The organism is Clostridium oceanicum (assembly GCF_039521385.1).
Taxonomy (GTDB): domain Bacteria; phylum Bacillota; class Clostridia; order Clostridiales; family Clostridiaceae; genus Clostridium_F; species Clostridium_F oceanicum.
In genome coordinates this window covers 1-22,270 of the sequence record NZ_BAAACG010000006.1, presented here as the reverse complement: position 1 = coordinate 22,270, position 22,270 = coordinate 1, and the positions used below count along the sequence as shown (strand labels likewise).

Genomic DNA, 22,270 nt, shown 5'->3' with positions numbered 1-22,270 from the left:
CATCTTAGCTAAAATTATTGCCAAAATTAGGTGGTTTATTCAAAATATCATTTTATTATTCAGATTTATTTAAAAGGTGTTTTATATTAGCAACCATCATATCAATTGCTACTTTGTTATGTCCACCTTCTGGTATTATTATATCTGCATATCTTTTAGATGGTTCTACAAATTGAAGATGCATAGGTCTTACAATATTCAAATATTGGTTTATAACAGAATCTACTGTTCTTCCTCTTTCATTTATATCTCTTAAAATTCTTCTTATTATTCTAACATCCGCATCTGTATCAACATATATTTTTATATCTAAAAGTTCTCTTAATCTTGGATCTTGAAGTATCATTATCCCTTCTACTATTATTATCTCTCTAGGATCCACATTCACAAAATCTTTTTCTCTATTATGCAGTTCAAAATTATATATAGGTTTTTTTACAGCTTTAAAATTTAATAAACTATTTAAATGTTCTATTAATAAATCGTTATCAAATGCATCTGGGTGATCATAATTTTTCTTACTTCTATCTTCTATTGGAACATTACTTTGATCTTTATAATAGGAATCTTGTTGTATCATAGCAATACAATCTTCATCAAACTTATTATATATTTCATTTGCAACAGTACTTTTTCCTGATCCAGTTCCACCAGTTATTCCTATTAAGACTGGTTTTCTCATTAGTCTTTCCCCCTAACCTTTGGTTACTTATTTTTTATTAATATATCATTTTCTTTTAATTCTTTAGATGAATTAAATCTAAATATCATTTGAGCTCTTGGTGCTGATTCTATTTTTTCTCCATCCTTATCAACCATATTTTCTATATTAACATTAAATATTTCAACATCTGGTCTAAGAACTTTAATTTCATCTCCATCATAAACCTTATTCTTTTGTTCTACTTCTACTACATTATTAGTTTTATCAAATGATTTTACTATACCTATAATATCACAATTTCTTATATAAGATGAAGATTCATATATTTGTTTGTTTGGTTCATTAAAATAAAATCCTGTATAAAATTTTCTATGACTTGCCATTTCCAAGCAATCCATCCAGGCTTCATTAAATTTATAATTTGTTGGATCATCAAAATATGCATCTACAGCAGCTCTATAAGCCTTAACTACAGTAGCAACATAAAATGCACTCTTCATTCTTCCTTCTATTTTAAAAGAATCTATACCACTTTTTACAAGGTCTGGTATATACTTTATCATACATAAATCTTTTGAATTCATTATATATGTACCTCTATCATCTTCTAGGATTGGATAGTATTCTTCTTTTCTTTTTTCTTCCATCAAATAATATTTATACCTACAAGGTTGAGCACAGGCTCCTCTATTAGAATCTCTTCCTGTCATGTAATTTGATAAAAGGCATCTTCCAGAATAAGACATACACATAGACCCATGTACAAAAGCTTCAATTTCACAATCTTTTGGTATTTTTTCTTTTATCTCTTTTATTTCATCTAAAGATAATTCTCTAGCAGTAACTACTCTTTTTATGCCTTGTTTATACCAAAACATTATTGACTTCCAATTTACTGTATTAGCTTGTGTACTCAAATGTATTTCTAAATTAGGTGCACATTCTTTACAAGTCATTATTATTCCAGGATCTGATACTATAATAGCGTCCACTTTAAAATCATATAATTTTTTCAAATAATCCTCTAACCCATATAAATCTCCATTATGAGGAAATACATTTACAGTTACATATACCTTTCTTCCTCTTTTATGGGCATACTCTATTCCTTCTTTTAACTCTTCATCAGTAAAGTTATCTGCAAATGCTCTCAAGTTTAACTTACTTCCACCTAAATAAACTGCATCAGCTCCAAAGTTTATAGCTGTCTTTAGCTTTTGCAAATTACCTGCTGGTGCAAGTATCTCTGGCTTTATACTATTCATGTTCTCTCCTCCTCTTAGTCACTGCAATGCCATCCCCCATAGGTATTATTGACGTAGTAAATTTCTTTTCATTACTAATCATATCTATATATTTTCTCATTCTTTTTACTATAGTTATTTTTCTTCTAATTACCAAATCATTAGAAGCTACCATTCCTCTAAATAAAACATTATCCCCTATTATAACTCCATCTTCAGTTAATAAGTTTAAACAATGAGGGAAAAATTCATTATAGTGTCCTTTACCTGCATCCATAAATATCAAATCATACTTTAAATTTTCAACTTCCATAGATTTTAAAATATCAAGGCAATCCCCTTCTAATATTTGAATATCTTTATTAAGTCCACATTTTTCTATATTAGTTTTAGCTATCTTGATCATTTTTTCATCTCGTTCTATAGTTGTTATCTTAGTATTTTCTTGTGATTTTTCATGCATTAATATAGCTGAATAACCGATTGCAGTTCCTAACTCTAATATTTTTTTAGGCTTTATAATATTTATCATTAAATCTAAAAAGTTTGCCACTTCTTTATGTATTATAGGAACAGAATTTTCTTTTGCATATTCTTCTAATTCTTTTAATATTCCACCGTGATCAGCTATTTTTGATCTTATATAACTCTCCATATAATCATAAGCTATTTTACTCATATTTTCCTCCAAATTACTAGTCGTTACATAAGGCTTATTCATATAAACACCTAATTAACATGGTAATATTTTTTAGAATACTTCTTCCTTTAATCTACTAATAATAAAGCTATAAACAAAATTCAAGTAAGTACCTCAAAGAAATTACGTCATATCTTTTACTTGTTATTTATCTTAATAAGCCTAAGTTTATTTTAAATATCTTGAGTTTTTTTCTTCATTTTCAAAAATTCATTATAATCATTTGTAAAAAAATGAGTTCCATCATTTTTAGAAACAAAATAAAGATAATTAGTTTTATCTGGTTTAACAGCAGCTTCTATAGATTTTCTTCCAGGATTACTTATAGGTCCTACAGGCATCCCTTTTTGCAAATATGTATTATATAAGGAATCAACTTTCAAATCTTTATATAACAGTTTATCCTTATGATATCCTAAAGCATATATAACTGTAGCACAAGATTCTAGCTTTATATTTTTATTTAATCTGTTATAAAATACAGATGCAACTTTTCCTCTTTCACTATCTACCCTTGCTTCTTTTTCTACAACTGATGCCATAGTCATTATTTTATCAATATCTTTATTTTCTATCTTTATTTTATTCTTATCTTCTATTTCTTTTCTTACTTCTTCAAATCTATTAAGCATTGTTTTTATTATGTCTTCTCCTTTTTCCCCTTTCATAAATTTATATGTATCAGGAAAAAGAAATCCTTCTAATTGATGTTTTCTTTTGTTATCTTTTTTTATATATGATGGAGCTTTATAAATATCTACACTATGTAAAAATTCTTTTTTATTTATTATATTTAAACTTTCTAGTTTTGAAGCTATTTCCTCTATATTATATCCTTCTGGAATAGTTACATTTACAGTAGACTGTAGTCTTTTTAATCTTAATTTTTCCAAATCATTTTTTCTTTTATAATTTCTAAAACCAATAACTCCTAAAATTAATACTAAAGTTAAAATCAAAAGTGCAAATATATATTTTTTTTTCACACCAATCACCTCTATAGATTTATATATAGATAAACAACCAGCACACTGCGCTCATGCTAGTTGTTTTTAAGCAAAACTATCTATTTTTTCTGTTAGCAGCTTTTCTTCTTAAATCAGAATCTAAGATTTTCTTTCTCATTCTTATATTGTTAGGAGTAATCTCTACTAATTCATCAGAATTTATAAATTCAAGACTTTGTTCCAATGACATTTTAACTACTGGAACTAATTTTAATGATTCATCTGCTCCTGATGATCTTGTATTAGATAAATGTTTCTTTTTACAAACATTAACATCTATATCATTAGCTCTTGAGCATTCTCCTGCTATCATACCTTCATAAACAGGTATTCCAGGTCCTATAAATAGTTTACCTCTTTCTTGAGCATTAAATAATCCATATGTTATAGATTCACCTGGTTCAAATACAACTAAAGATCCTCTTGTTCTTTCTGGTATTTCACCTTTATATTGTGCATATTCTTCAAATACATGGTTCATGATACCATTTCCTTTTGTATCAGTCATAAATTCATTTCTAAATCCTATAAGACCTCTAGCAGGAACTTTAAATTCTAATCTAGTATAACCATTTACAGCAGAAGTCATATTTATCATTTCTGCTTTTCTTGGTCCTAGTTTTTCCATAACTACGCCCATGAATTCTTCTGGAACATCTATAGTTAATATTTCCATCGGCTCCATTTTCTTTCCATTTTCTTCTTTGAATATAACCATAGGTTTTGATACTTGGAATTCATATCCTTCTCTTCTCATGTTTTCTATTAAAACAGAAAGATGAAGTTCTCCTCTTCCACTAACTTTGAAAGAATCTGCAGAATCTGTATCTTCAACTCTTAAACTTACATCAGTTTCTAATTCTTTCATAAGTCTATCTCTTAAATGTCTTGATGTAACATATTTACCATCTTGTCCTGCAAAAGGTGAATTGTTAACCATAAAATACATGCTTAATGTTGGTTCATCTATTTCAACAAATGGTAGTGCTTCTGGATTACTGCTATCTGCAACAGTTTCTCCAATATTTATATCTGGTATACCTGCTATTGCTACTATATCACCAAGTTTAGCTGTTTCTGTTTCTTCTCTAGCTAATCCATTATATACATATAATGAAGATATTTTAACATTTTCTGTTTCTCCATTTTTTCTTATTAAAGCTGCTTGTTGATTCTTTTTTATTTCTCCTCTTTCTATTTTACCTATACCAATTTTACCTACATATTCATTATAATCTACAGTTGTTACTAACATTTGAAGTGGCTCATCTAAGTATCCTTCTGGAGATTTTACATTCTTAATTATAACATCAAATAAATCTTCCATATTGTCTTTTTCATCATCTAACTCTTTTTTAGCAAATCCTTCTTTAGCAGAACAATATACTACTGGGAAGTCTAATTGATCATCATTAGCTCCTAATTCAACAAACAAATCAAAAACTTCATCTAAAACTTCTTCTGGTCTTCCATCTGGTCTATCTATTTTATTTATTACAACTATTGGCTTTAAGTTAAGTTCTAAAGCTTTCTTAGTTACAAATTTTGTTTGAGGCATTGCACCTTCATAAGCATCAACTACTAATAGTACACTATCTACCATTTTAAGTACACGTTCAACTTCTCCACCAAAATCCGCATGTCCTGGAGTATCCACTATATTTATTTTTACACCGTTATAGTTAACAGCTGTATTTTTAGATAGTATAGTTATTCCTCTCTCTTTTTCTATGTCATTAGAATCCATGACTCTTTCTTCTACTTTTTCATTTTCTCTAAACACATGGCTTTGTTTTAAAAGGGCATCTACTAAAGTTGTTTTTCCATGGTCAACATGGGCGATTATTGCCACGTTCCTTATATCATTTCTTACGAATTTTTCCATATTATTGCCTCCAATTATTTAATTAAAAAATTTATATGATTTTATATGATTTCATGATACTTTCCATATAAATAATATTTAAAACTCATTAATAATTACTTAAAAAAATTGGATACCGTCTAGTACCCAATTCAACTCACTTTACTATTTTAATATTATACTCGTAAAAAGTCAACTTATGTAACATATTATTATTGATTTAAATCTAAATCTAATGTTCCATTAAATCATTCTACCCATATTAATATAATTTTAAAACAAGGTATATCTATTATTTAAAAAGATATTCAGTATTTATTTTAATATTACTAGACAAATTAATTTTAAACAATACTATAAATTTATTAAAAAAGAACACTGAAAAAATCAATCAGTGTTCTTTAAATCTAAATTATATTTCCATTATTATAGGTAATATCATTGGTTTTCTTTTTGTTCTTTCATAAAGGAAGCCTCTTAGTACATCCTTTATATTAGACTTAATAGTAGCCCATTCTGTTATATGTTTTTCTTCACATTTTTGAAGAGCTTCTTTAACTAATTCTTTAGCTTCTTCTATTAAATCCTCTGATTGTCTAACATATACAAAACCTCTAGATATTATATCTGGTCCTGCTACTACAGACCCTGAAGCTTTTTCTATTGTAACTACAACTGTAAGTATTCCGTCTTGAGATAAATGCTTTCTATCTCTAAGTACAATATTACCTACATCTCCTACTCCTAATCCATCTACGAAGACTTGACCTGATACAACAGATCCCGCTTTTTTAATACTACTTCTTGTTATTTCAACGACATCTCCTATATCACAAATCATAGCATGATTATGAGGAAGTCCTAATTTCCATGCAAGCTCTACATGTTGCTTTAAATGTCTATATTCACCATGAACTGGCATAAAAAATTTAGGTTTTACTAATGTATGCATAAGTTTAAGTTCTTCCTGACACGCATGGCCAGAAACATGTATATCTGCTAATTTTTCATATATTACCTCTGCACCTTTTTTAAATAATTGGTTTATCACTCTTGATACTAATTTTTCGTTTCCAGGTATTGGACTTGCTGATATAACTACCATATCTCCAGGAATTATATTAACTTTTCTATGTTCTGAAGCAGCCATTCTTGAAAGAGCTGACATCGGCTCTCCTTGACTTCCAGTGGTTGCTATAACAATCTTATTATTTGGATATTTATTTATAGCATCAATGCTTATAAATATATCTTTTTTCTTTGTAGTTATATATCCAAGTTTTATTGCTACTTCAACTATATTCTCCATACTTCTTCCAGAAACAGCTACTTTTCTTCCATATTTTTCAGCAGCTCTAACTATTTGTTGTATTCTATGAACATTTGATGCAAAAGTAGCTACTATAATTCTTCCTTTAGCTCCAGCAAAAATATCTTGAAAGGCTTCTCCAACAGTACTTTCAGACATAGTATATCCTGGTCTCTCAACGTTAGTACTATCTGCCATCATCAAAATTACTCCGCGTTTACCAATCTCACTGAATCTAGCTAAATCTGCTACACATCCATCTATAGGAGTATAATCTATTTTAAAATCTCCTGTATGAAGAATTGCTCCTAAAGGAGTATGAACTGCTATAGCTACAGAATCTGCAATACTATGACTAGTTCTTATAAATTCTACCGAAACATTAGATAGTCTTATTATATCCCTTGGTTTTACTCTATTTAATTTAACTACATCTAACAAATCATGTTCTTTTAATTTAGTCTCTACTATCCCTAATGTAAGTTTAGTACCATATACAGGAACATTTATTTCTTTTAGTACATATGGTAGCGCCCCTATATGGTCTTCATGACCATGAGTTAAAAATATTCCTTTTACTTTATCTCTGTTTTTCTTTAAATAAGTTATATCTGGTATTACAACATCTATTCCTAACATATCTTCATCTGGGAATTTAAGACCACAATCTATAACTACTATATCATTTCTATATTCTATAGCAGTTAAATTTTTACCTATTTCATTTAATCCACCTAGTGGAATAATTTTTATTTTATCCTTTACTTTCTCTTTAACTTTTTCTCTATTTTTATCTTTTACTATAGCTTTACTTTTATCTTTCACTATAGCTTTTTCTCTAACTTTAGCTTTATCTTTTGCTACAGTTTTATTTTTTACCATAGGTCTATTTTTTACCATAGATCTATTTTTTACTATAACTTTTTCTTTTTCATTTTCATTTTTCAATCTCTTCCCTCCTTTTCTTATTAGTATTTTCGTAATAAACCTTATTTTTTCTGGCACTCATCACAGATACCATAGAACTTTAAACTATGGTTTCTTATTTTAAAATTATATTCTTTTTCTATACTGTTTTCTAAGGGCTCTAAAAAATCATCTTTAACTTCTATAACTTTCCCGCACTCACTGCAAATCAAGTGGTGATGTTGATGATTTTCACCCTTACTTACTAGTTCATATCTACTGCATCCATCATCTAAGTCTAATTTATATATAACCCCTAAATCATCTAGGAGCTGAACTGTCCTATATACTGTAGCAAGCCCTATTTCTGGGCATTCTTTCTTTACTAAATCATATAATTCTTCTGTAGTTAGGTGGGTACCTTCATTTTTTATTATCATTTTTATGATAGCTCTCCTTTGAGGAGTAAGCTTATATCCTTTTATCTTTAAATCTTCTTTTAGTTTTTCCAATTCTTCCTGAATGAAATCTACCATATTACTCGCCACCTTCACTACTTTTTATTTTAAGTTTAATACGTAATCAATTGATTGTCAATTGATAAACTTTATTAATTTAAATATTTACATTAATTATTTTCTTGAAATAATAATTCATATGCCTCTGAAACCATAGCAAACTCTTTATCATCATCTACTGGTAAAAGTAGTTCTTCGCCAGAATCGCTACTATCTATTCTTAAAGCTATAGCTTCATCTACATCTTCATCTTTAGGAACTACTATAACATATTCCTTGTTTTCTATATCTAATTTAGTTAAAACTTCAAATTCTGTTTCTTTTCCATTTTCGTCTTTTAGTGTTAATACATTTACATTATTATCCATATCTTATTCTCTCCTTAATCTTCTTTTATATACTATCTAAATATCCTTGAAGTATGTATGTAGCTGCTATTTTATCCACTATTTTTTTTCTTTTTGATCTAGAAAGATCTGCTTCAAGCATTGCTTTAGTAGCTGCTACTGTTGTTAATCTTTCATCCCACATTTTTATAGGAATATTTATATGTTCTTTGATTTTTTCACAAAAATCTATTACTTTCTGACTTTGTGGACCTAAAGTTCCGTTCATGTTTTTAGGAAGACCTGATACTATGGTATCTACTCCATATTTATCACATATTTTTTTTAATTCATCTAAATCAATTTCTTCTTTTTTTCTTCTTATTGTAGTAATACCCTGAGCTGTAAACCCTAATGGATCACTTATTGCTACACCTATAGTTCTATCTCCTATATCCAGTCCTAATATTCTCATTTTTTCTCTCCTAATTTTATAATATAAATACACATTTGATTATTCTTTCCATATTTAAAATAAAAATGCCCTCATAAGGGCATTTTTATTTATAAATCTAATTTATACCTAAATATGATTTTAAAACTTCTTCTAAAATTTCGTCCCTCTCTAGTTTTCTTACTAAAGCTCTAGCACCATTATAATTAGTTATATATGTAGGATCTCCTGAAATCAAATACCCTACTAACTGATTAACTGGATTGTATCCTTTCTTTAATAATGCATCATATACTTTTGTTAATATTTCTTTAGTCAAAATTTGCTTATTTTCTGCTGGTTCAAACTGTATTGTTTCATCTTTACACATTATAATCACCTCACCATACAATCCTATAAAATTATAATATATACTTTTAAACTTTTATAATATTTTATATTTTTAATATATTTATATTATAAATCATATTCAATAAAAAGTATACTATTTAACTAAACTTTCAACAATACTTTCTACAGTATTAAGTGCTTCTTCTATTTTTTCTGGTTTTTTACCACCAGCTTGAGCCATATCTGGTCTTCCACCACCGCCGCCGCCTGCGATAGATGCAACTTCTTTTATAATTTTACCACAATGGATGCCTTTAGATACCGCCTCTTTTGTAGCCATAGCCACAAAATTCACCTTACCATTACATTCGCTACCTAAAACCACTAATCCTTCTCCAATTTTATTTCTTATCTTGTCTCCTAATTCTCTTAATGCATTTCCATCTACATCATTAACTTTTCCAAAAGTTACTTTAATACCTTTTATTTCTTTAGTATTATTTAATATGTCATCTTCTGAACCACTAGCTAATTTTGATTTTAATTCATTTATTATTTTATCTTTTTCTTTTATTTCTGATATTTGATTTTGTAATTTAACTTCAATCTCTCCATCACTACATTTTAATGTATCACTTATATTTTTTATTAAAAGATTTCTTTCTTCTATATACTCTATAGATTTTATTCCTGTAATAGCTTCTATTCTTCTAATTCCTGCAGCAACACCTGTTTCTGAAATTATTTTAAATAGACCTATCTCTCCAGCATTAGCTATATGAGTACCTCCACAAAGTTCTTTGCTAAAATCTCCTACTGATACAACTCTAACTTCGTCCTTATATTTGTTATCAAATAAAGCTATAGCACCTTCTTCTTTAGCTTCATCTACATCCATTACTTTAGTATTTACTTTATTAGCTTTCATAATCTCTTTATTAACTAATATTTCGACTTTTTTTAGTTCTTCTCCATTTAAAGCTTCAAAATGACTAAAATCAAATCTTAATCTTTCCTCGTTAACATATGATCCTGATTGTTTTACATGATCTCCTAAAACAACTTTTAATGCAGCATGTAATATATGAGTTGCTGTATGATTTTTTCCTATAGAATTTCTTCTTTCTTCATCTACTTTTAAAGTCACTTTAGAATCTTTTGAAATAATTCCATCTAATACTTTTACAAAGTGAATTATTTTACCAGAAATATTTTTTTTACAATCTAAAACTTCTAATTTAAATCCTTCACCATATATTACTCCAGTATCACCTACTTGACCTCCCATTTCTGCATAAAATGGTGTCTTTTCTGTTAAGATTACTCCTTCTTCTCCTTTTTTTAAGGTATCTACAAATTTTTCATCTTTTACAATTATACTAACTTTTGAATCCATTTCTAAACTATTATATCCACAAAATTTAGTATTTATATCTAATGATATTTTATCTATAACAGTATCTTCTTTTCCCATATAAGTGGTTTCTTCTCTAGCAGATCTTGCTCTTTCTCTTTGCTTTTTCATTTCTTTATTAAATCCATCTTTATCAACTTTTATACCTTTTTCTTCTAATATCTCTTCTGTAAGCTCAACAGGGAATCCATATGTATCATATAATTTAAATGCATTTTCCCCTGAAAGAATTTTAGATTTTGATTTTTCCATTTCAACTATATAATCATTTAATATTTGCATACCTGCATCTATAGTTTCATCAAATCTTTCTTCTTCTAATTTTATTATTTTTTTAATATAATCTTTTTTCTCCTTTAGTTCTGGATAATTTTCATATGAATTTTCTATAACTGTATCTGTAAGCTCATATAAAAATGATTTGTTCATTCCTAAAGTTTTACCATGTCTTGCAGCTCTTCTTAAAAGTCTTCTAAGAACATATCCTCTACCTTCATTAGATGGTAATATTCCATCACTTATCATAAATGTTATACTTCTTATGTGATCTGTAACTATTCTTAAAGATACATCTTTTCCTTTATCTTTTCCATATTTAGCACCACACATATTACTTACTCTATCTAATATATTCTTTATAGTATCTACTTCAAATATAGTATGTACATCCTGCATTATAGTAGCTATTCTTTCAAGCCCCATTCCTGTATCTATATTAGGATTTTCTAGCTTATTATAATTTCCATTTTCGTCTCTATCAAATTGTGTAAATACCAAATTCCAAAATTCTACTATTTTATCTTCATCACTAGCTTTAATAAAGTCTTCTGAAGACTTTATTTCTCCTGCCCCTCTATCATAGTGCATTTCTGAACAAGGTCCACAAGGTCCTTGACCATGTTCCCAAAAATTATCTTCTTTACCTAATCTAAATATTTTTTTAGGATCTACATCTGTTTTTTTAGTCCATATATCATAAGCTTCATCATCATCTAAATAAATTGTTACAAAAATCTTATCCTTTGGTAATTTTAAAACTTCCGTAATATATTCCCAAGCCCAGGGAATAATTTCTTCTTTAAAATAATCTCCAAAAGAAAAGTTTCCTAACATTTCAAAGAAAGTACCATGTCTTGATGTTTTCCCTACATTTTCTATATCCCCAGTTCTTACACACTTTTGACATGTTGTAACCCTCTTACTTGGCGGAGTTTTAAGCCCTGTAAAATATGGTTTTAAAGGCGCCATACCAGCATTTATCAAAAGTAAACTATTATCATTTTTAGGAACTAAAGAAAAACTTTCTAATCTTAAATGTTTTTTGCTTTCAAAAAATTTCAAATAACTTTCTCTTATTTTATTTAACCCAATCTTTTCCATACGATCCTCTCCCTTATAATAAATATAATTAGACAACAAAAAAACTCTCATTCCATAAAGGGACGAAAGTTTTATTCGCGGTACCACCCTAATTTAAATACAAAAACTGTATTTACTCTTATTACTTTTACAGCTCCTAAATAGCTTCAATACGTCTTCTAAAAAGTTTTCACCACCCACTTTTTCTCTGAATAGAAAACTATATTTACTAATTTTAATCATAGCTCATTGAATATACAATTATGTTCAAATTATAAATAAAAATATCTTTTATGTCAATAATATGCTCTTTTCTCATATATTAAGAAGAAATTTATTTATACTATTATATTTTACACTAGATTATCACTTATTTCATTAACATATAAAAATAAATAATAAGTTAAAATAAATAATAATTCAAATCTTCATAGATTACTTTTATAATAACTCCTACAGGTATTGCTAAAATCATACCAACAAATCCACTTAATTTTCCACCTATAGTTAGCAAAAGTATTACTGTTAAAGGATGCATATCTATGCTTTCTCCCGTAACTTTAGGACAAATTATATTTCCTTCTATTTGTTGAAGTAAATATAATAAAATAAGAGTCCAAAGTGCACTCTTTGGAGATTTAATAAAAGCTATAAAAACAGCTGGAATTGCACCTATTATAGGTCCAAAATAGGGAACAATATTAAAAAAAGCATTAAATAAAGACAAAACTATAGGGAATTCAATTTTTAGCATTATAAGTATTAAAAAAGTTACTATACCTATAAGTGCACATAAAAATATTTGACTTATAATATATTTTTCTAAAATTTTATCTATATCTTTAGCTATATTTTCTGCTATTTTTTTTATTTTTATAGGGAAAATTCTAAAAATATTCCTTTTTATAAATTTTTCATCTGATAAAAAATAATAACATATTATTGGTATAACGGCAAAATCTAATAAGTTACTGCCTAAATTTAATATGTATTCTAAAAATTTAGTTCCAATTTCTAACATAGCACTATTAAATTTTGCACTTATTTTATCTAATAATATATACATAGTCTTATTATTTTTTAGAAACTTTATATGTTTATAAAAACCATCTAAAATATTTTCTATATTTTTTATTGAATTGTTCATTCCTGTAGTTTCTTTAAATATAGATGGTATTATGGATGTTATAACTAAAGTTACAAAAATTATAGAAAATATTATTAACATTAAAGCTGAAACTTTATTATTTATTCCCTTACTTTTTAAAAACTTATGTACAGGTTTTAATATATAATAAAAAATAAAAGATATCAAAATCAAGTTTAATAGTTCTCTTATTATTCTTAATTTAAATATTAAAAATAATAAAAATAAAAGTATAATACCTAAAATAAAATATTTAATGTATTTATAGAATTTATCATTATTTTTTATCAAATTAATCATTTCCTTTAATTTTTTCCTTATTATTTTTAAGAGTTATTTTAAAATCAATATTATTGCATTTATTATTAAAATAAAGTATATTTTCTTCTCCAAAAATTATATCTTCTGATGGTATAATCCTTTTCCCTTGTATAAAATCATTAAAAATACCTGTAGATACTATTATTCCTTTAATATTAAATTTTTTTTCATCTATTATAATGTCATCTAAATATCCTATGTATTTACTTTTCATATCAAATATATCCATATTCTTTATCTTGCTAAATTTTAAAAAAGCTCTACCTTCTTTTTTAAATTTATTTATATCTACTATCATGTTGTCATTAATATAAACTATATCTTTTAAAAGCAAAGAATGATTATTGCAACAAAAACCTTTAGAAATTACTGAAAACCCTTTTAATTCATAATTATTTAAATCTATTAGTATATCCTTTACTGTTCCTATTTTTCTACCTTTTTCAGAAAACACATCCATTAAATAGAAAAATTTACTTCTATACATATAAGTTTCCTCTTTTCTTATGATTTTATAATTAGTCTTTCACAAATTCTTTTAAAAAATTACTTTTCAAATATATATTATTAAACTTATTTTTAAATTCAATATATTTTAAACATAATTTTAAAACAATTAAACTTTTTTAAAAAAATATTGACTTTTCACAATATTTTTAATATTATGAATGTAATGGTTTATATAGTCTATTTTATAACAATATTGGTACGTACATCATTATAACTAACTTCTTATTTTAAAGGGGGAATATATTTATGATAAAAAAATCATCCGCATACAAAAAAGTTGTTTGTTCCATTTCCATGTGTATGCTATTACAAGCTACTGCACCAACTATACCATTTTTAAGAAGTACTGTTTTTGCATCATCACCTATAACAGCTTCATTAGAATCAACTGCTACAAACCACACTACTCCTGCTAATATTTCCTTTCCTGGATCTATTCATCCTGGAGAAGCTAATGCTACAGTTAACGAAAACAATTTTAAACTTTTTAACAAGGCATTAAATGTAGATTTTGTTAAAAACGGTAACAGCTTTAAAATATCATCTATAGAAAACAAATTAACTAAAGAAACTTACAATATCACAATGAATAAATTATTTGATTTAACACTTTCAAATGATACTCATATATCAGCTAGTGATATGACAATTAAAACTCCTCCTAAACTTATTGATCTTACTGCTACTTCAAAGGGAATAAGATTATCTGATAGAGATTTTGGAAAGAAAATAGAAACTGTATTTGAATATAACAAAAATGGAGTTCATTTTGAGTTAACTTGGAATGTTATATTAAGAAATAACTCAAATAATATTAGACAAGAATTTACATACAAAGCTATAGACAATGCTGTAAACATAAAAGATTATAAGTTATTTGATTTAAACATAGAAAATCAAAATTTAACTAAAGTAAATAATGATGATGGATCTCCTGTAACTGCTAATAATATTTTTATGGGTCTTGAATCTCCTTTAGCAAAAATTAATGTACAAGATACTTCCCTTTCTATAAACATAGGCAGCATGAATGAACTTACTACTGATAAAACTAGAACCTTTACAACAGGAATTGGTGTTTCTCCAGAAAATCAAATGAAAAGATCTTTTAGATACTATTTAGAAAGAGAAAGAGTCCATTTTAGAAGGCCTCTACTTATGTATAATTCTTGGTGGACATTTATAAATAATGATTACGATCAAAATCATCCTAATTTAGAGCCTGGTGAAACTGTTCAACCTACTGAACAAGAACTGACAGATTATATAAATATGTATGGAAATAACTTAGGCTCTAGAGGTGTTACAGTTGATTCTTATCAAATAGATGATGGTTGGGATAACATTGATGCTAATCCTGTTTGGAGCTTTAATCATAATTCTCTTCCAAATGAATTTAAAAACCTTAAAGAAACAGCTCACAATCATAATGGTCAATTAGGTGTATGGATGTCTCCTTTTGGTGGGTATTCCGGTCGTAATCATAGAACCGGTGCAAATCCAGAGCTTGGCGCCGTTGGAGGTAAATTTAAGCTTTCTAATGAAAACTATTACAAAGTTTTCAAAGATAGGGTATTTAATATGATGGATGAGCAAGGTGTAACTTCCTTTAAATTTGATGGTGTTGGTGTAGGACTTAGAGTTTCTGGCCCTGGAAATAATCCTGAAACTCTTAAAGAATATGAAAATTTATTAGATCTTCTTATAAAAATGAGAGAACATAAACCAGATGTATTTATATATTGTACTGTTGGTTCCTGGGCATCTCCTTATTGGTTATGGTACTGTGATAGTGTTTGGCGTGACGAAGAAGACCAAGGGATATCCGGTGAAGGCACTGGTAGACAAGAAGAAATAGCAACAGCAGAAGATGGCTATAAATGGGATAAAGTTGGTAATAGATTTAGCGATAGAGAACAATGGATAAATTATAGAGATAACTCTATTCGTATTCATAATGTAAATGAAAACCCTTATATGACTATAAATGAACTTATGACTCATGGTGTTGCATTTTCAGCACATAGTAATTATATTTTCAACAATGATCTTAATAAGCAATATGTTAAAGACTCTTTATTGCATGATATGAAAATGTTATTTGCTCTTGGTGGATCTTTACAAGAACTTCATATTCAAAAAGACCAAGTAGATAGATTAAGTGAAGAAAACCAAAACTTCCTTTGGGACAATCTTGCTAAAAATATAAAATGGTCCCAAGATAACTTTGCCCTACTTTCAGATAACCAATGGGTAGGAGGTTCTCCTAACAAAGGTGAAGTTTATGGATTTGCTTCATGGTCAAAAGAAAAAGTTATACTTTCTTTAAGAAATCCTTCAAACAGCGAAAAAACATTTACAATAGATCCTCAAAAAGTATTTAACATTCCAGAAGGTGAAGGAAAAACTTACTTATTTACAGAAAGAGATGGAATTAAAATACCATTTGAAGTTACCGCCGGTAAACCTGTAAACATAAAATTAAAACCCTTTGATGTTCTAATTTTAGAAGGAAAGCCAGAAGCTGAACCTACTAGAACTTATGAAACTAGCGAAAAAACTGAAACTATTACAGAAGAAGTTATACCTCAAAATACTCTTACAGCGGAAACAACAAGTACTTATAAAACTGATGTTGCCGCAAACTTATTAGATGGAGATACTGAAACTATATGGGAATCAAATTATGATTCACGATTAGGTACTGTTGGACGAATCCCTCAAAGTATTACTATTACTTTAGATACTCCTACTGAAGTTAATAAATTTCAATATGTTCCAAGAAAGCAAGCTCCACAAGCTAATGGCACAATAACTGAATATAGATTAGAAGTAAGCACTGATGGAAGTAATTTTACCCAAGTAAAAACAGGAACTTTAGCTAACGATAATACTGCTAAAAATATAGTTATAGATAACCCTCAAACTATAAAAGCTATTAAATTCACTGGTTTAGATTCAGCGAATTTTTATGGCAGCGATAAATTAGCAAGTGGTGCTGAAATCAACCTTTTCAAAGAAATAAATGAAGAAAGAACTACAACTATTTTGCCTATTGTAGGAGATACGCCTCAAACATATTTACCAGGTGCTATAGAAAAACAGGTTGAAGCTAATAAAGCTAAAATAGCAGAACTACAAAAACTACTAGATGCTGCTAAAGCACAACTTGAATCAGCAACTACAGAATTAGAATCTGCAAAAGAAGAAACTGCTAAATTAAAAGAAGATACAAAGAAACAAATAGATACTTTAACTACACAAACTGAAGAGCTTAGAAATGATTTAGATGAATCAACAAATCAATTAAATGAAGCAAAAGAAGATTTAGCAAATGCTAATAAAGAAATAGAAACTCTTAAAAATACAATTGAAGAGTTAAATAATAGAGTTACAGAAGTAGAAAAACAAACAAATGAAGTTAAAGAAGAAACAGAGAATCAAGGTAATGAAAATGGACAAACTAACCAAGAATCTCAAGTTGAAAATGCTATAAGACTAGGAGGACAAACAAGATTTGATACAGCAACTTCTATAGCAAACAAAATGTATAGCGATAAAGTATCAAACATAGTTGTAACTAACGCCTTTGCATTTGCAGATCAAATAACATCAAGTGTAATTGCAAATAAAAATGATGCCCCTGTTTTATTAGTAGGAACTAACAAAGAAGATAACACAAAAACTTTAGATTATATTAAATCTCATATGACTGAGGACACTAAAGTAACTATCGTTGGTGGTACTGGCGTTGTAACAACTGAAACTGAAGATAGTATTAAATCTTTAGGAATCAAAAATATTGAAAGACTTGCAGGTGATGATAGATATAAATCTAACCTTGAAACTGTTAAAAACTTAAATGTTTCTAAAGGCTCTCCAATAATTGTTGCAAGTGGTACAGGTTTTGCAGATGCTCTTAGCGTAATGAGTATTGCAGGAATGGATAAAACTCCTATAATACTAGCTCCTGAATCTGGCCTTACAAAAGAAGCTAGTGAATATATAAAATCTATAGCTCCTTCTAAAATATTAGCTATAGGTGGCGAAGGTGTTATATCAAATTCAACATTTAATGCCTTAAAAGAATTATCCTCTAGTGTAACAAGACTAGGTGGACAAGATAGATATGAAACAAATCTTCAAGTATTAAACCACTTTAATGTTGAAGGTTCAAAAATTGCTATAGCATCAGGAACTGATTTCCCTGATTCATTAGTTGGAAGTGTATATGCAGCAAAAGAAAAAGCACCTATTATGTTAGTTAAAAATGGTATGAACACTGAAAAACAAAACCAATTAATAGATGCACATAAATATAATAATTTAATTGTATTTGGTGGCGAAGGTGTTGTATCTTCTGACTTATTAAAAAACTTAACTAAATAAAAATTATTTTAATTGTAAAATATATCTTAAAAGCTGTTGATTTTATCAACAGCTTTTATTTACTATAGTTTTAATTATTTATTAATAAAATTTTTTATTTCTAATTAATAATTCCTATTTATTTTTTAATATACTTTAAACTTTAGTTTTTATTTTTAAATTAATTAAACTTTTTTTAAAAATTTTATTGACTTTTCACAATTTTTTTAATATTATTTATGTAATGGTTTATTTACCCGATTTTTTTAAATAATATTGGTACGTACATCATTATAACTTATTTCTTATTTTAAAGGGGGAAAATATTTATGATAAAAAAATCATCAGCATACAAAAAAGTTGTTTGTTCCATTTCCATGTGTATGCTATTACAAGCTGCTGCACCAACTATACCATTTTTAAGAAGTACTGTTTTTGCATCATCACCTATAACGACGTCATTACCATCAACTGCTACAAACCATGCTACTCCATCTAACATTTCCTTTCCAGGATCTGTTCAACCAGGAGAAGCTAATGCTACAGTTAACGAAAACGATTTTAAACTCTTTAACAACGCACTAAATGTAAACTTTGTTAAAGATGGTACAAGTTTTAAAATATCTTCTATAATAAACAAAATAACTAATGAAACTTACAATATCACAATGAATAAATTATTTGATTTAACTCTTTCAAATGATTCTCATATATCTGCTAGTGATATGACAATTAAAACTGCTCCTAAACTTATTAATCTTCCTGCAGCCCCTAAAGGCATAAGATTATCTGATAGAGATGCTGGAAAGAAAATAGAAACTGTATTTGAATACAACAAAAATGGAGTTCATTTTGAATTAACTTGGAATGTTATATTAAGAAATAACTCAAATAACATTAGACAAGAATTTACATACAAAGCTATAGACAATGCTGTAAACATAAAAGATTATAAGTTATTTGATTTAAGTATAGAGAATCAAAATTTAGCTAAAGTAAATAATGATGATGGTTCTCCTGTAACTGCTAAGGATATTTTTATGGGACTTGAATCTCCTTTAGCAAAAATTAATGTACAAGATACTTCTGTTTCTATAAACATAGGAAGTATGAACGAACTTACTCCTGGTAAATCTAGAACATACACAACAGGAATTGGTGTTTCTCCAACTAACCAAGTTAAAAGAGCCTTTAGATACTATTTAGAAAGAGAAAGATTACATTTTAGAAGACCTCTTCTTATGTATAATTCTTGGTGGACATTCCCTATGAATGATTATGATCAAAACCATCCTGAGCTAGGACCAGGTGAAACTGTACAACCTACAGAAGAACAATTAACAGGTTTTATAAATATGTATGGAGAAGCATTAGGTTCTAGAGGGGTTACAGTTGATTCCTACCAAATAGATGACGGTTGGGATAACATTGATGCTAATCCTGTTTGGAGTTTTAATCATAATTCTCTTCCAAATGAATTTAAAAATCTTAAAGAAACAGCAGCTAATCATGATGGTCAATTAGGAGTTTGGATGTCTCCTTTCGGAGGATACTCAGGTAGTGCTAATAGAGCTAATGCCAATCCAGAACTTGGTCCTGTTGGCTATAGATTCAAACTTTCAAACGAAAATTACTATAAAGTATTTAAAGATAGAGTTTTTGATATGATAGATAATCAAGGTGTAACTTCCTTTAAATTTGATGGTGTAGGTAGGGGGCTTCAAAGTTCTGGTCCAGATGCTTCTACATTTAAAGAATATGAAAATCTTTTAACTCTTTTACTTGAAATAAGAGAACATTCTCCTGATGTATTTATATACTGCACCGTTGGTACATGGGCTTCTCCTTATTGGTTATGGTATACAGATTCTATTTGGAGAGACAATGCAGACCAAGGAATATCTGGAGAAGGAACTGGCAATCCAGAAGCTCCTGGAATTCGAGATAGAGAACAATGGATAAACTACAGAGATAATGCTATCCGTCAGCATAATGTAGTTGAAAATCCTTATATGACTATAAATGAACTTATGACTCACGGCGTTACATACTCAACTCATGCAAATTATAAATTTAATAATGATCTTAATCAGCAGTATGTTAAAGATTCTTTATTACATGATATGAAAATGTTATTTGCTCTTGGTGGATCTTTACAAGAACTTCATATCCAAAAAGATCAGATTGATGCTTTAACAGAAGAACATAAAGATTTTATTTGGGATAATCTTGCTAAAAATATAAAATGGTCTCAAGAAAATTTTGCACTACTTTCAGATAACCAATGGGTAGGCGGTTCTCCAGACGCTGGACAAGTTTATGGATTTGCTTCTTGGTCAAAAGAAAAAGCTATACTTTCTTTAAGAAATCCTTCAAACAGTGAAAAAACATTTACAATAGATCCTCAAAAAGTATTTAACATTCCAGAAGGAGAAGCAAAGACTTACTTATTTACAGAAAGAGATGGAATTAAAATACCATTTGAAGTTACAGCTGGTAAGCCTGTAAACATAAAATTAAAACCATTTGATGTTCTAATTTTAGAAGGAAAACCAGAAGCTGAACCTACTAGAACTTATGAAACTAGCGAAAAAACTGAAACTATTACAGAACAAGTTATACCTCAAAACACTCTTACAGCAGAAACAACAAGTACTTATAAAACTGATGTTGCTGCAAACTTATTAGATGGAGATACTAGCACTATATGGGAATCAAATTGGGATTCAAAATTAGGTGCTATTGGAAGACTTCCTCAAAGTATTACTATTACTTTAGATACTCCTACTGAAATTAATAAATTTCAATATGTTCCAAGAACACAAGCTCCACAGGCTAATGGAACAATAACTGAATACAAACTAGAAGTAAGTACTGATGGTACTAATTTTACCCAAGTAAAAACAGGAACTTTAGCTAACGATAACACAGCTAAAAATATAGTTATAGATAACCCTCAAACTATAAAAGCTATCAAATTTACTGGTTTAGATTCAGAAAACCCATGGAGTAGCGATAAATTAGCAAGTGCTTCTGAAATCAACCTTTTTAAAGAAATAAATGAAGAAAGAATTACAACTATTTTGCCTGTTGTAGGAGATAAAGCTCAAACATATTTACCAGGTGTTATGGAAAAACAGGTTGAAGCTAATAAAGCCCAAATAGCAGAACTACAAAAACTATTAGATGCTGCTAAAGCACAACTTGAATCAACAACTACAGAATTAGAATCTGCAAAAGAAGAAACTACTAAATTAAAAGAAGATACAAAGAAACAAGTAGATACTTTAACTACACAAGCTCAAGAGCTTAGAAATGATTTAGCTGAATCAACTAATCAATTAAATGAAGCAAAAGAAGATTTAGCAAATGCTAATAAAGAAATAGAAACTCTTAAAAATACAATTGAAGAGTTAAATAATAGAGTTACAGAAGTAGAAAAACAAACAAATGAAGTTAAAGAAGAAACAGAGAATCAAGGTAATGAAAATGGACAAACTAACCAAGAATCTCAAGTTGAAAATGCTATAAGACTAGGAGGACAAACAAGATTTGATACAGCAACTTCTATAGCAAACAAAATGTATAGCGATAAAGTATCAAACATAGTTGTAACAAATGCCTTTGCATTTGCAGATCAAATAACATCAAGTGTAATTGCAAATAAAAATGATGCCCCTGTTCTATTAGTAGGAACTAACAAAGAAGATAACACTAAAACTTTAGATTATATTAAATCTCACATGAAAGAAGACACTAAAATAACTATCGTTGGTGGTACTGGCGTTGTAACAACTGAAACTGAAGATAGTATTAAAGCTTTAGGAAT

At 28.2% G+C, this 22,270-nt stretch carries 15 protein-coding genes and 1 other annotated feature; of the genes, 2 read left to right on the top strand and 13 right to left on the bottom strand.

The window, feature by feature from the left end; all coding sequences use genetic code 11:
* Positions 1-55: 55 nt before the first annotated feature.
* The 13 genes from udk to ABDZ71_RS03435 form a co-directional block, all read right to left on the bottom strand.
* Complete coding sequence (udk, locus tag ABDZ71_RS03495; RefSeq protein ID WP_343758913.1) at positions 56-682, bottom strand: uridine kinase; 627 nt, start codon at positions 680-682, stop codon at positions 56-58.
* A 23-nt stretch (positions 683-705) separates the two neighbouring features.
* Positions 706-1,929 (bottom strand): peptidase U32 family protein, encoded by a 1,224-nt coding sequence (locus tag ABDZ71_RS03490; protein WP_343758911.1) that lies wholly within the window; start codon positions 1,927-1,929, stop codon positions 706-708.
* Positions 1,922-2,587 (bottom strand): O-methyltransferase, encoded by a 666-nt coding sequence (locus tag ABDZ71_RS03485; RefSeq protein WP_343758909.1) that lies wholly within the window; start codon positions 2,585-2,587, stop codon positions 1,922-1,924. Before ABDZ71_RS03485 ends, ABDZ71_RS03490 begins: the two co-directional genes overlap by 8 nt.
* Positions 2,588-2,781: 194 nt before the next feature.
* On the bottom strand, positions 2,782-3,594 hold the full coding sequence (mltG, locus tag ABDZ71_RS03480; RefSeq protein ID WP_343758907.1) for an endolytic transglycosylase MltG: 813 nt from the start codon (positions 3,592-3,594) through the stop codon (positions 2,782-2,784).
* Between the two features lie 76 nt (positions 3,595-3,670).
* Positions 3,671-5,500 carry a translational GTPase TypA gene (gene typA / locus ABDZ71_RS03475; protein WP_343758905.1) on the bottom strand — a complete coding sequence of 610 codons (1,830 nt, stop codon included), beginning with the start codon at positions 5,498-5,500 and terminating at the stop codon, positions 3,671-3,673.
* A gap of 391 nt (positions 5,501-5,891) precedes the next feature.
* Positions 5,892-7,670: a ribonuclease J gene (locus ABDZ71_RS03470; protein WP_425544695.1), complete on the bottom strand. Its 1,779-nt coding sequence runs from the start codon at positions 7,668-7,670 to the stop codon at positions 5,892-5,894.
* Positions 7,671-7,777: 107 nt separating this feature from the next.
* Entirely contained in the window at positions 7,778-8,230 is a 453-nt protein-coding gene (locus ABDZ71_RS03465) for a Fur family transcriptional regulator (protein ID WP_343758903.1), read from the bottom strand.
* A gap of 92 nt (positions 8,231-8,322) precedes the next feature.
* Positions 8,323-8,580 carry a DUF1292 domain-containing protein gene (locus ABDZ71_RS03460; protein WP_343758901.1) on the bottom strand — a complete coding sequence of 86 codons (258 nt, stop codon included), beginning with the start codon at positions 8,578-8,580 and terminating at the stop codon, positions 8,323-8,325.
* A gap of 25 nt (positions 8,581-8,605) precedes the next feature.
* On the bottom strand, positions 8,606-9,013 hold the full coding sequence (gene ruvX / locus ABDZ71_RS03455; RefSeq protein ID WP_343758899.1) for a Holliday junction resolvase RuvX: 408 nt from the start codon (positions 9,011-9,013) through the stop codon (positions 8,606-8,608).
* Between the two features lie 97 nt (positions 9,014-9,110).
* Entirely contained in the window at positions 9,111-9,362 is a 252-nt protein-coding gene (locus ABDZ71_RS03450) for an IreB family regulatory phosphoprotein (RefSeq protein WP_343758897.1), read from the bottom strand.
* Between the two features lie 114 nt (positions 9,363-9,476).
* The gene (alaS, locus tag ABDZ71_RS03445) at positions 9,477-12,116 is read right to left on the bottom strand and encodes an alanine--tRNA ligase (protein ID WP_343758895.1); all 2,640 of its coding nucleotides are present in this window, start codon (positions 12,114-12,116) and stop codon (positions 9,477-9,479) included.
* Between the two features lie 55 nt (positions 12,117-12,171).
* Positions 12,172-12,347: a binding site (T-box leader), on the bottom strand.
* Positions 12,348-12,498: 151 nt separating this feature from the next.
* Positions 12,499-13,542 (bottom strand): AI-2E family transporter, encoded by a 1,044-nt coding sequence (locus tag ABDZ71_RS03440; protein WP_343758893.1) that lies wholly within the window; start codon positions 13,540-13,542, stop codon positions 12,499-12,501.
* A complete protein-coding gene (locus ABDZ71_RS03435) occupies positions 13,535-14,050 on the bottom strand; it encodes a PRC-barrel domain-containing protein (RefSeq protein WP_343758891.1) in 516 nt (171 codons plus the stop codon). Before ABDZ71_RS03435 ends, ABDZ71_RS03440 begins: the two co-directional genes overlap by 8 nt.
* A 269-nt stretch (positions 14,051-14,319) precedes the next feature.
* Between ABDZ71_RS03435 and ABDZ71_RS03430 the strand changes: the two genes are divergently transcribed.
* Positions 14,320-18,462 carry a cell wall-binding repeat-containing protein gene (locus ABDZ71_RS03430; RefSeq protein WP_343758890.1) on the top strand — a complete coding sequence of 1,381 codons (4,143 nt, stop codon included), beginning with the start codon at positions 14,320-14,322 and terminating at the stop codon, positions 18,460-18,462.
* A 308-nt stretch (positions 18,463-18,770) separates the two neighbouring features.
* The coding region (locus ABDZ71_RS03425) for a discoidin domain-containing protein (RefSeq protein ID WP_343758885.1) at positions 18,771-22,270 on the top strand (3,500 nt) is incomplete at its 3' end.